The sequence below is a fragment of the Necropsobacter massiliensis genome (genome assembly GCF_000827595.2).
Lineage (GTDB): Bacteria > Pseudomonadota > Gammaproteobacteria > Enterobacterales > Pasteurellaceae > Necropsobacter > Necropsobacter massiliensis.
This window is the reverse complement of record NZ_LN776194.1, coordinates 48,244-60,488: the sequence shown is the minus strand read 5'-3', so window position 1 is coordinate 60,488 and position 12,245 is coordinate 48,244. Positions and strand designations below refer to the sequence as shown.

Genomic DNA, 12,245 nt, shown 5'->3' with positions numbered 1-12,245 from the left:
GGTTCGATCATAAAGAATTGCGCTAAAATCAGCAAACTTTTTTTATAAAAAATAAATCAAAACAAACAGGTTACGATCAATGTTATGTGCAATATATAAAACCAACAAAAAAGACGGAATGTACCTTTATGTGGCAAAACGGGATGTTTTCGATAGCGTTCCTGAGGCATTGCGGGCAGCATTCGGTACGCCGATTTTTGTCATGCTGTTTAATTTGAAAGGCGGCAAATCACTGGTGAACGCCGATAATCAGGAAGTACTGAGGCAGATTGAGGCAAACGGGTTTTATCTACAATACCCGAAAACGGCAGAAAATTTATTACAGCAGCATAAAAACTCGCTGAAAAATCACCGCACTTAACCCGATTAAGCGCAAAGCAGGTTTCTGCCTGCTTTATCACGGCGACACCGGCGCACCTCTCATGCGCCGGCGTGCTCTGTTTCTCATTTACCGAGCGTGTTTAGGTTGTTTGAATACGGTCACGTCTGGCGCTTCACCGACAAATTTTTCAACCTGAACAATACAGGTATTCGGCGAATTTCCCTGCGCCAGTTTTGAGCTGCCTTCATCGCGGGTCAGTACATTCGGACAGCCGTTTTTACACAACGGTTTTTCCGACTGACCGAGATCGGCAGGATCATACCATGCACCTTCATGCAGCGCGACCGTGCCTTTTATAATACCGTCAGTGACTACCGCACCGGCCAATACCTGTCCGCGTCGGTTGAAGATTCGGACGATGTCGCCATCGGTAATCCCGCGTGCGACCGCATCTTCCGGATGTATCAACACCGGTTCACGATCATTGACTGCATATTTTTGCCGCAGTGACGTCTGCGCCAGTTGACTGTGCAGGCGGTAATACGGATGCGGCGTTACCAGCGCCAGCGGCGCCTCAGGTGTCACATTGCCGGCAAATTCCGCTGGTTCCATCCAGCTTGGATGCCCTTTGCAATCATCATAATTCATATTCGCCACCACCTCAGAATAAATCTCAATTTTACCTGACGGCGTACCGAGCGGATTAAGCAACGGATCATCACGGAATGCGGCATAACGCACCCATGCTTTGGCTTTTTCGCCGGCTTTAAAGCTCAACGGTTTATTTTCCTGCCAGAATTGTTCAAACTTCGGCATCAACACGCGATTTTTACGCGCTGTTTCAAATGCGGTCTGATAAAATGCCTGTAGCCACTGCATTTCGCTTTTATTTTCGGTAAATTGTTCACCAACACCGGCGCGCTTCGACAGTTCGGCAAAAATATCGTAATCACTTTTTGCTTCAAATTGCGGCTCAACCACTTGCTTCATCGGATAAATGTTCAACATTGAATAGTCGCCGGACATAGTCAAATCGTTACGCTCATAGCTGGTGGTGACCGGCAGTACAATATCAGCCATGCGGGCGGTCGGCGTCCAGTTGACTTCGTTGACGATCACAGTCTGCGGTTGCTGAAACGCTTTGACCAGCGTATTGGTATCCTGATGATGCACAAACGGATTGCCGCCCGCCCAGTACACCAGTTTAATATCGGGATAGGTGATTTCTGTGCCGTTATATTGAATGGTTTTGCCCGGATTCAACAGGGCGTCCGCCACACGGGCAACCGGGAATGCCATTTTTGCGGTTCCTGCCAACCAGCTTTGTTCCCCGTGCTGAACGGAAGAATTGGCAGTTATTGACCCTAGAATACCGCCGGTCGCACTCGGCACGCCGCCGTTGGCATAATGATAGCTGAACCCGAATCCGCCGCCCGGCAAGCCGATCTGACCGAGCATCGCGGCCAATGTCACCAGCATCCAGTGAGACTGTTCGCCATGGCGCTGACGCTGCATGCCCCAGCCGCCCATCAGCATGGTGCGTTTGCTGGAAAAATCGGCTGCCAGTCCTTTAATCACGTCTACCGGCAAGCCGCACAGTTTGCTTGCCCATTGAGCATCTTTTGCCTGCCCGTCGGTTTTACCCAATAAATAGGCTTCAAATTTATCGTAACCGGCGGTGTATTTTTGCAGGAAACTTTTATCGTGCTTGTTTTCTACCACCAGCGTATGCGCAATGCCCAGCATTAACGGTACGTCAGTCGCGGTATTAATCGGCAGCCATTCAGCGCCGAAAAATTCACAACTTTCACTGCGTACCGGGTCGATGCAAATCACCCGTTTGCCGCTTTCTTTCAGTTTTTTGCAATATTCAATGCCTTGTTGATCCGTTGATGTCCATGCGATGCGTAATGTCGTCAACGGGTTCGCGCCCCACAACACCACAATATCGGCGTGTTGCAGCACACTTTCCCAACTGGTTTGCTGTTCATACACCTCAATAGTGCCCAAGACATGTGGCATAATCACCTGTGCGGCGCCGGTGGAATAATCGCCTTTGGAACCGACAAATCCACCGCTCAGGTTGAGATAACGATGCAATAAAGTCCGTGCCGCATGCAATGCGCCGGCGCTGTACCAACCATAAGAACCGGCGTAAATGGCAGTCGGACCATAAGCCTCGCGCACCCGTTTGACTTCACCGGCAACCAGCTCAAAGGCTTGCTCCCAAGACAGTCTAACCCATTCATCACGCCCGCGTAGGGTGGTGTCTTTATTACCGTCTAAATAGCCTTTGCGCACCATTGGATATTTTACCCGGGTTTCGCTGTATAACTGATCCGCCACCACGCTTTGTAACTCATTGTCCACTGCCGGTGCAATTGCCGGTCCGGATTTGACGACTTTCCCGTTTTCAACCACTACGCCCAGCGCCCCCCAGTGCGCGGCGGTGACTACCGTATGCTGCTCGGCGGCAACTGCCTGCGGTGCGAGCAAACTACCGGCAACGGTACTGCCGAAAGAGGCGGTGGCAACGCCTAAGGAAGAATTCTTCAGAAAATCACGTCGGCTTAGATTAATGTTGTTCTGTTGTTTCATGTTAAACCTCATTGACGAATGATTCACAATGGGCGTTGCGAAAAGAAAAGGAACGCTATCGCTTTCCGCGCCCGAATACCAACAGGGCGCGACTTTCGCAAACAATTGTGAAAGTGAAATAACGACACCTTTCTAAAGGGAGTGGCGTGTTCATTTCTAAACACACCATGTGCAATCAAGTTGCAGGCATTGTCGCCATATCTTTCGACTTAGGCTGACAAGCTCGGAGTCGGATGATAATGTTCTCTTAACGAGAACCGTTTATGACTGCGCGTAAGGCGCAAGCCTTAAATCTCGGGCATCTGTTAACGTGCCATTGCTGCCATATCCTTGGCATTGCGCTGTAAATAGATCGTCAGACTGCGAACCTCCTCAGCAGACATTGAAGTGCGATCTTTCATGGAATTTACGACGCCGATCCATTGATTTGCCGTATAGTGATCGGCACCAATCGGCGCATGGCAACCACCGCAGTAATTTTCATTCAGATTTTTTCCGTACTGATTAAGTGCGGTCAAATTTGCCGCAGTTTTTGCTTTCGGCAGTCGCACCGTAAAACTGACTTGCTTCCAGTCAGACGCGGTAACATCATCGTAAACCGTGCGAACAAGCGTGACCTTATCTTTCGTCCCGTCATCCAACAAAGCGACCATCAGCCGTTTGCCTAACCCGGCATACACCACGGTTTCCGCCCCGCTTTGTTGCCAGCCTTGCACCGTTGCCGTCAACTGATCGCCGTCAACTTTCCAGTCCGTCAGTTCGGCATAGGGCATTAAACGTACTTCGCCGCCGTCCGCCAATGTCGCTGCCGACATCATTAAGGCGTAAAGCGTTTTGTCATCAGCTGCAAATTGACCACCGTGTTTCGCCAGTTCATCACCCGCCGTCGCATTATCGGCTTGCGTATCCGGCATAAAATGTACCAATCCTTTGTGGCAATCGATGCAAGTTTGGTTAGTCTCGGATGCCAGCTTGTGCATCTTTTGCGCGGCTTGCGATTGTTCCGATAGAATCATCGCATCCGGGTCGTGGCAACTTTTACAGGCGGCAGAATCTGTTGCTTTCATCTGCGCCCAAACCGTTTGCGCCATTTGCGCACGGTGTTTTTCAAAATCGTCCTGTTCGCTGATTTTTCCTTGCCATTCGTACCACACATCCTTTACCGCCAGCAGCTTAGCTTTGAAATAATGCCAGCCTTGCGACGGCACATGACAATCCGCGCATTGCGCCCGGATTCCCTTGCGGTTGGAAAAATGCACGCTACCTTCCCATTCTTGTTTCGGATAACTCATTGAATGGCAGCTGACACAAAATTCTGTCGCATTGGTCGTTTTCATCGCATATTGCGCGCCACCCCATAAGCCGGCGCCGATCAGCATCAGCACCAACCCGCCTAAAATAGCTTTTTTCTTGAATTTTTTTGCCATTGTCCCCCACTCCATTGCATCATCATTCATCCTTTAACGCAGATGCCTATCATAAAACGTTTCATTTTGCGCCATTTTGATATATGTCAATCGCAGTCAAAAAACAAAATCGTTTCTTATATCATCCGCACTTTTCTAAATAGACGATAATTCAAGAGGTTAATGTTTATCCTGATTTTTTTCCGCATTTATGAACGCGTGATAATCAAGTATAATACGGCGTAAATATTCGCAAATTATTTCAACAGGTTAACAAATATGAAAATAATGTCTTTTAATATCAACGGACTAAGAGCAAGACCGCATCAGCTTGAGGCGATTATCGAACAATACCGCCCCGATATTCTCGGGCTGCAGGAAATTAAAGTCGCCGATGAAGATTTTCCGCACAATCTGGTCGAACATCTGGGCTATCATGTTTATTATCACGGTCAGAAAGGGCATTACGGTGTAGCGCTGCTGCTCAAACAGGAACCGAAAGCCGTGCGCAAAGGATTTCCGACAGACGATCAAGATGCGCAGCGCAGAATTATTATGACTGATTTGGATACGCCTTTCGGCATGCTGACTGTGATTAACGGTTATTTTCCGCAAGGAGAAAGCCGTAACCACGCCACTAAATTCCCGGCAAAACAAAAGTTTTATGCCGATCTACAGCATTATTTAGAACATGAACACAATAAAGATAATCCGGTCATTATTATGGGCGATATGAATATCAGCCCGACGGATTCGGATATCGGTATCGGTGAAGAAAACCGTAAACGTTGGTTGCGTACCGGTAAATGTTCCTTTTTACCGGAAGAGAGGGAGTGGATCAATCGCTTGTATGACTACGGGTTGGTGGATACCTTTCGTTATCTTAACCCAACGGTAAACGATAAGTTTTCTTGGTTTGATTATCGTTCCAAAGGCTTTAACGATAACCGCGGATTACGTATCGATCATATTCTTGCCAATACGGCATTGGCGCACCGTTGCGTTGGTACGGGAATTGCGCTGGATATCCGGGCTATGGAAAAACCTTCCGATCATGCGCCGATCTGGGCTGAATTTGACTAAGAGGTTTCAATGGATGTAACGCAAAACTGGCAGAATTACCGTTCTATGGTCAATGACAAGCCCGCAATTTTTGCGGTGAATCTGACACTGCTTGAACAATATACCGCCGGCGAAGGAAAATATACGAAAATACTGCAATTTTCATTGCCGTATCACGCTGAAGATAACGGTCTGCCGTTACCGGAAGCATATCAATCGTTGCTAAATGAAATCGTTAAAGTTTCCGCCCTGTTGTGTACGCTGCCCGCGGTGCTTTATGCCGGCTATATTATTTCGGCACAACGAGCTAAATTGCATTTTTACTGCAATCAGGCTGCGCCGTTATTGGCGGTATTACAGCAATTTCCGACAATTACGGAAATTAATGAACAAGATGATCCGCTATGGGATATTTACTTTGACTTCCTGTTGCCCTCGCCGCTGGAAATTAAAATCAACGCCACGGAAGAAGTGCTGGATATGTTGGTACATAACGGTCGTAATCTGGCAGAGATTTATCTGATCGAACATAGCTTTCACTTTCCACAGGAAGACGATATGTACCATTTTTTAGACTATGTCACCAGCAACGATATTGCCTTTACCACGCTAAAACATACCAATCTACCGATCGCATTGGATGAAGAAGAAAACGTCTATCTGGTGAAACTGGAACAGGAACTGGCTTTGGATGACGGTGAAATTTTTGCTTATGTGGAAAAATTTGAAAATATGGCGATTCAATTTAGCGGCGAATATGTCGGTTGGGAAAGTCAGGATGCCGCGTTGGATAAAAACCGGCTGAATTAATCCGTTAAACCTGCCGGAACAAAAAACCTCTTTTATCACAAAGAGGTTTTCCCTATAACCAGTTAAAAAATGGACGATGCCAATGTAATAATCATCGCCAAGGCCAAAACGACCGTCAGCATAGAATAACCGAATGTACCCATAATCACTCTCCTCAAATTTGACTAAATCGGTCAGAATTATATCAACAGGTTGAATAAAAAGAAATAACTTTCCTTTTTTAACTAAAATCTGTGACATTACGCAAATTTTTGTTGTTACTCTATTAACCTGCTCCGCCTCAATCTTTATAATAGCCGGCAAATTTTACGGAGGCTATTATGGCAACAATTAAAGATGTGGCAAAAACCGCCGGTGTCTCAACCACCACGGTTTCCCATGTCATCAACAAAACGCGCTTTGTGGCGCCGGAAACGGAAAAACTCGTCCTACAGGCAATTCATGAGCTAAATTATTCGCCAAGTGCGGTCGCGCGCAGCTTAAAAGTGAATACCACCAAATCGATCGGGATGATCGTCACCACCAGCGAAGCACCCTACTTCGCCGAAATTATTCATGCGGTCGAGGAACACTGCTACCGTCAGGGCTATTCGTTATTTTTATGCAATACTCAGAATAATCCGGAAAAAATCAAAAACCACCTTGAAATGTTGGCTAAAAAGCGAGTCGACGGCTTGCTGGTAATGTGTTCGGAATATGCGCAGGACTCCTTAGACTTACTCGCCAATCTGACCGATTTGCCAATGGTGGTCATGGATTGGGGACCGAGCAATCCGCACACGGATATCATTCAGGACAACAGCTTTGACGGCGGTTATATCGCCACCAAATATCTGATTGATAACGGACATCGGTCCATCGGCATTATCGCCGGCGAGCTGACTAAAACCACCGCCAAAACCCGCTATGAAGGATTTGTCAAAGCCATGCGGGAAGCCGGTCTTGCAATAAATCCGGACTGGGTGATGGAAGGCTTTTTTGAACCTGAAGACGGCTATGAATGTATGAATAAAATTCTGGCACAAGAAACCTTACCAAGTGCGGTATTCTGCTGTAACGATGTTATGGCGCTGGGCGCTATTTCCGCTATCGGCGAAAAGGGCTTAACCGTTCCTGATGATATTTCCATCATCGGCTATGACAATATTCACGCCTCGCGTTTCTACTCGCCACCGCTGACCACAATCCATCAATCAAAATCCCGCTTGGGCGCCCAGGCTGTTAATTTACTGTTCCGCCGAATCAGCGACAAATCCGGTCAGCATGATATTATCGAATTATATCCGGAGCTGGTGATCCGCAAATCCGTTAAGAAACTAACCCCCGCAGCGGAATAACATATCCGAGGAAAACGCTCATTTAACGTTTTCCTCGCAATCCCGCTCCTTCCGGCATTATGCGGCAAAGCACAAAACGCTCATGTGTAATGCTGGAAACATTGAAAAAAACCACCGCACTTTTATCCATTCAAGCGATGGAAAGGCAAGAACTACTCTTTAACAAAAACTTAACTTTAATAAAAATAATTTAATTAAATTATGGTTTAATTAATTAAAATACACAAAAATAACTTTTTATCTATTTTTTAATATTTTAAATTAATTCTGTTTGACCTTTCTCTCGTTTTTCGTTATACCTATAGCCAATACCTACAATTTATTATTGACTAAAGAGGCGATTATGATTCAACAATACTCTACGATGCGTAACAATATCAATATGCTGGGGCATTTTCTGGGCGAAACGATCAGCGATGCTCAGGGCAGCGATATTTTGGATTTAATCGAAAATATCCGGGTGCTGTCGCGTAACTCCCGCGCCGGAGACGAACAAGCCCGCAAGCAACTTTTGGACACGTTGGCGACGATTTCCAACGACAATATTATCCCCGTTGCACGCGCCTTTAATCATTTCCTCAATCTGACCAATATTGCCGAACAATATCAAACCGTTTCTCGCCGACATATTGATCAGGAATCCTCCGATCGCTCTTTGGAAGCCTTATTTACCCGATTGAAACAACAGAATGTGGCAAAAGAAAAAGTGCTTGCCACAGTGGAAAAACTGTTAATCGAGCTGGTACTGACCGCACATCCGACCGAAGTCACCCGTCGTTCGTTGGGGCACAAACACATTGAGATCAACCGTTGTTTAAACCGTTTGGAACATGACGATTTAACCGAAGCGGAAAGCACAAAACTGAAACGCCGTTTAATGCAGCTGATTGCCCTTGCCTGGCACACCAATGAAATCCGTACTCAACGCCCGACCCCGGTAGATGAAGCCAAAGGCGGTATGGCAGTCATTGAAAACAGCCTGTGGAAAGCCGTGCCGGAATTTTGCCGTCAGCTTAATTTCCATTTAGAAAAAAATTTCGGCGTCCAGCATCCGGTGGGGCTTGCGCCGGTGCGTTTTTCTTCGTGGATGGGTGGCGACCGTGACGGCAACCCTTTCGTTACCGCGCAAACCACCCGTCGCGTGCTGGCAATGAACCGTTGGAAAGCAGCGGAACTGTTTCTGGAAGATATTAAAGCGCTTGCCGATGAGCTTTCTGTGGTGCAGTGTACCGCACAATTCCGGGAAAAATACGGCGATCATTTGGAACCTTATCGGGTCGTGGTCAAAGCACTGCGTACCAAATTAATTAAAACCGTTGCCTACTACGGTTACATTCTGGAAGACAAACCGTTAACCATTGATAAAAGTGAAATTCTGATCGACGATAATCAACTCTGGGAACCGCTGTACGATTGTTATCAATCCTTACATCAATGCGGCATGCGGATTATCGCAAACGGTGCGCTGCTTGATTGTCTGCGTCGCATTCGCTGTTTCGGGCTTGCCTTATCTCGTCTGGATATTCGTCAGGAAAGCACCCGCCATGCCGATGCCATTGCCGAAATCACCCGTTATATCGGTTTGGGCGATTATGCTCAATGGACAGAAGACGATAAACAAGCCTTTTTAATTCGTGAATTAAGCTCGCGTCGTCCGCTGGTACCGCGTAACTGGCAGCCGTCTGCACAAACGCAGGAAGTGCTGGATACCTGCAAAGTCATTGCCGAACAGCCGGAAGGCGTCATCTCTTGCTATATCATCTCCATGGCGCGTACCGCCTCCGATGTATTGGCGGTACATTTATTGTTAAAAGAAGCCGGTGTGCCTTATCACCTGCCGGTAGTGCCGCTATTTGAAACCCTTGACGACCTTGACGCCTCTGAGGAGGTGATGACTCAGTTATTCAACGTGGGCTGGTATCGCGGTGTTATCAATAACAAACAAATGGTGATGATCGGCTACTCCGACAGTGCTAAAGATGCCGGGATGATGGCGGCGTCTTGGGCGCAGTACCGCGCACAGGAACAACTGGTAAATCTGTGTGAAAAACTGGGTATCGAACTGACGTTGTTCCATGGGCGCGGCGGTACAATCGGTCGCGGCGGTGCACCGGCGCACGCTGCATTATTATCGCAACCGCCGCGTTCACTGAAAAACGGCTTACGGGTAACGGAACAAGGTGAGATGATCCGCTTTAAACTTGGTTTGCCGGCAGTCGCCGTCGCCAGTTTAGATCTTTATGCCAGCGCAATTCTGGAAGCGAACCTACTGCCACCGCCGGAACCGAAAGACAGCTGGCGTGCAGTGATGGAAGAATTATCCGCCTCTTCTTGTAAAATTTATCGCGATGTCGTCCGCGGCGACAAAGATTTCGTGCCCTATTTCCGTTCCGCCACCCCGGAACAGGAATTATCCAAACTGCCGTTAGGTTCTCGCCCGGCAAAACGTAATCCGAACGGCGGCGTGGAAAGCCTGCGTGCAATTCCTTGGATTTTCGCCTGGATGCAAAACCGCTTAATGTTGCCAGCTTGGCTGGGCGCCGGCGCGTCGGTGCGATTGGCAATTGAAAACGGCAACAGAGCCATTATTGAAGAAATGTGTAAACTCTGGCCGTTTTTCTCCACCCGTATCGGTATGCTGGAAATGGTATTCAGCAAAACCGATACCTGGCTGTCTGAACACTACGATCAGCATCTGGTAAAAAAAGAACTCTGGTATCTGGGCGAATCTTTACGCGCGCAACTAAAACAGGATATCAAAACTGTGCTGTCCTTATCTCATGAAGATCAGCTGATGTCCGATCTGCCTTGGGTTGCCGAGTCTATCGCATTGCGCAATGTTTATACCGATCCGTTGAATCTGTTGCAGGTGGAATTACTGCGCCGTTTACGTGAAAATCCGGAAAATCCGAACCCGGATGTGGAACAAGCGCTGATGATTACAATCACCGGCATTGCGGCTGGTATGCGTAACACCGGCTAGCCTTGCTGCCAATCGCACCGAAAAGTGCGGTCGATTTAAGCCGAGTTTATATAAATGGCTGAGACAAGGGCTGAGTCCGATATTATCATCGGTCTCAGCCCTTGCTGTTCCTGCATATCGATAAGCAGCTTTTTATCCGTCTCCCAGATTTTCCTTAATTCAACAACCGTCTTTTCCGTAATCTGTGGACAGACCTTGTACCCGTTCAGCTAAAATCTAACGCGCGATATCGAACATTCCCTTGTTTTTCTTGTCTTAGAGCATACATTGTATAAACAACGATACTATTTTAAATGGAGAAATAACGTGAAAAAGAAACATTTTCTATTAACCGGTATTGCGCTCGGCTTGAGCGTATTAACCACCTCTGTTGCAACACAAGCCGCTTTTCCGGCGTTTATGGACGGACAACAAACCTCAAGTCTCGCACCGATGCTGGAAAAAGTGCTACCTTCGGTAGTATCCATTGCGGTGGAAGGAAAGCAGAAATCCGCATTTCAAAATGATGACATTCCTGAAGAATTCAAATTCTTCTTCGGTCCGGATGTCTTCGGTGGCAATTCTCCGCGTAATTTCAAAGGACTGGGTTCCGGCGTAATTATTAATGCGGAAAAGGGTTATGTTTTAACCAATAATCATGTAATCGATCAAGCCGATAAAATTACGGTAAAACTGGAAGACGGGCGCGAATTCAAAGCGAAAGTTGTGGGCAAAGACGAAATGTCGGATATTGCGTTGATTCAGCTGGAAAATCCAAAAAACCTTACCGAAATAAAAATTGCTGACTCGGATAAATTGCGGGTCGGTGATTTTACCGTAGCAATCGGCAATCCGTTCGGCTTAGGTCAAACGGTCACGTCCGGTATTATTTCCGCGTTGGGACGTTCTACCGGCTCTGACAGCGGCACCTACGAAAACTATATTCAGACCGATGCGGCGGTCAACCGTGGTAATTCCGGCGGTCCACTAATTAATCTGAACGGCGAGCTGATCGGAATCAACACCGCCATTATTTCACCGAGCGGCGGTAATGCGGGTATCGCCTTTGCGATTCCAAGCAATATGGCGGACAGTCTGGTTAAACAGATTCTGGAATACGGCGAAGTGCGGCGCGGTCTGTTGGGTATCCGCGGCGGCGAATTAAATACCGATCTGGCAAAAGCCTTTAATGTTGACGCCCAGCAAGGCGCATTCGTCAGCGAAGTATTGCCGAATTCTGCCGCGGAAAAAGCCGGCATTAAAGCCGGTGACGTGATCACTGCGATCAACGGTCAGCGATTAGCAAGTTTTGCTGAATTAAGAGCGAAAATTGCGACCACCGGCGCCGGTAAAGCCATTGAACTGACCTATTTACGCGACGGTAAATCGCAAAATACCAAAGTTACGCTGCAATCCGACGAACAAAGTCAGGCTAATGCAAGCGGTATTTTACCAGGATTAGACGGTGCAGATCTGACCAATTACAATGAAAAAGGTCAGAAAGGCGTTTCAATCACAAGCGTTAAAGCGAAATCATTGGCGGAACAGCGCGGTCTGAAAGCCGGTGATATTATTATCGGCGTGAATCGTCATCCGGTGGAAAATCTGGGTCAACTACGTAAAATTCTGGACAGCAAACCGTCTGCGGTCGCGTTGAATATTCTGCGCGGCGATTCTAATTTCTATCTGCTTATTCAATAACGCAGCGGAATAAAAAAGGCGGCAATTCACTATGCTGCCGTTAAAAC

General features: G+C 47.3%; 8 protein-coding genes and 1 riboswitch. Of the genes, 6 read left to right on the top strand and 2 right to left on the bottom strand.

Annotated elements, in window-relative coordinates:
* Positions 1 to 79 precede the first annotated feature (79 nt).
* Entirely contained in the window at positions 80 to 361 is a 282-nt protein-coding gene (locus BN3349_RS11375) for a YcgL domain-containing protein (protein WP_040977500.1), read from the top strand.
* 87 nt (positions 362 to 448) lie between these two features.
* On the opposite strand, the gene torA is transcribed toward BN3349_RS11375, so the two are convergent.
* Together torA and BN3349_RS11365 are read right to left on the bottom strand one after the other, a co-directional pair.
* Complete coding sequence (gene torA, locus BN3349_RS11370) at positions 449 to 2,920, bottom strand: trimethylamine-N-oxide reductase TorA (RefSeq protein WP_040977499.1); 2,472 nt, start codon at positions 2,918 to 2,920, stop codon at positions 449 to 451.
* Between the two features lie 109 nt (positions 2,921 to 3,029).
* Positions 3,030 to 3,161: riboswitch (molybdenum cofactor riboswitch) on the bottom strand.
* Positions 3,162 to 3,225: 64 nt separating this feature from the next.
* Positions 3,226 to 4,347: a NapC/NirT family cytochrome c gene (locus tag BN3349_RS11365; RefSeq protein ID WP_040977498.1), complete on the bottom strand. Its 1,122-nt coding sequence runs from the start codon at positions 4,345 to 4,347 to the stop codon at positions 3,226 to 3,228.
* Positions 4,348 to 4,605: 258 nt separating this feature from the next.
* On the opposite strand from BN3349_RS11365, the gene xthA reads away from it, so the two are divergent.
* From xthA to BN3349_RS11340, 5 genes are all read left to right on the top strand, one after another.
* Positions 4,606 to 5,409: an exodeoxyribonuclease III gene (gene xthA / locus BN3349_RS11360; RefSeq protein ID WP_040977497.1), complete on the top strand. Its 804-nt coding sequence runs from the start codon at positions 4,606 to 4,608 to the stop codon at positions 5,407 to 5,409.
* 9 nt (positions 5,410 to 5,418) lie between these two features.
* On the top strand, positions 5,419 to 6,198 hold the full coding sequence (locus tag BN3349_RS11355; protein WP_040977496.1) for a TIGR01619 family protein: 780 nt from the start codon (positions 5,419 to 5,421) through the stop codon (positions 6,196 to 6,198).
* A gap of 320 nt (positions 6,199 to 6,518) precedes the next feature.
* Entirely contained in the window at positions 6,519 to 7,535 is a 1,017-nt protein-coding gene (gene purR, locus BN3349_RS11350) for an HTH-type transcriptional repressor PurR (protein WP_040977495.1), read from the top strand.
* A 343-nt stretch (positions 7,536 to 7,878) separates the two neighbouring features.
* A complete protein-coding gene (gene ppc / locus BN3349_RS11345) occupies positions 7,879 to 10,518 on the top strand; it encodes a phosphoenolpyruvate carboxylase (protein WP_040977494.1) in 2,640 nt (879 codons plus the stop codon).
* 306 nt (positions 10,519 to 10,824) lie between these two features.
* Entirely contained in the window at positions 10,825 to 12,198 is a 1,374-nt protein-coding gene (locus tag BN3349_RS11340; protein WP_040977493.1) for a Do family serine endopeptidase, read from the top strand.
* The last annotated feature ends 47 nt before the right edge of the window (positions 12,199 to 12,245 follow it).

What these genes read in the sequence shown, in the direction of transcription:
- BN3349_RS11355 (WP_040977496.1), top strand. Translation starts at nt 5,419, where the DNA reads ATGGATGTAACGCAAAACTGGCAGAATTACCGTTCTATGGTCAATGAC.
- xthA (WP_040977497.1), top strand. Translation starts at nt 4,606, where the DNA reads ATGAAAATAATGTCTTTTAATATCAACGGACTAAGAGCAAGACCGCAT.
- purR (WP_040977495.1), top strand. Translation starts at nt 6,519, where the DNA reads ATGGCAACAATTAAAGATGTGGCAAAAACCGCCGGTGTCTCAACCACC.
- torA (WP_040977499.1), bottom strand. Translation starts at nt 2,920, where the DNA reads ATGAAACAACAGAACAACATTAATCTAAGCCGACGTGATTTTCTGAAG.
- BN3349_RS11375 (WP_040977500.1), top strand. Translation starts at nt 80, where the DNA reads ATGTTATGTGCAATATATAAAACCAACAAAAAAGACGGAATGTACCTT.
- ppc (WP_040977494.1), top strand. Translation starts at nt 7,879, where the DNA reads ATGATTCAACAATACTCTACGATGCGTAACAATATCAATATGCTGGGG.
- BN3349_RS11365 (WP_040977498.1), bottom strand. Translation starts at nt 4,347, where the DNA reads ATGGCAAAAAAATTCAAGAAAAAAGCTATTTTAGGCGGGTTGGTGCTG.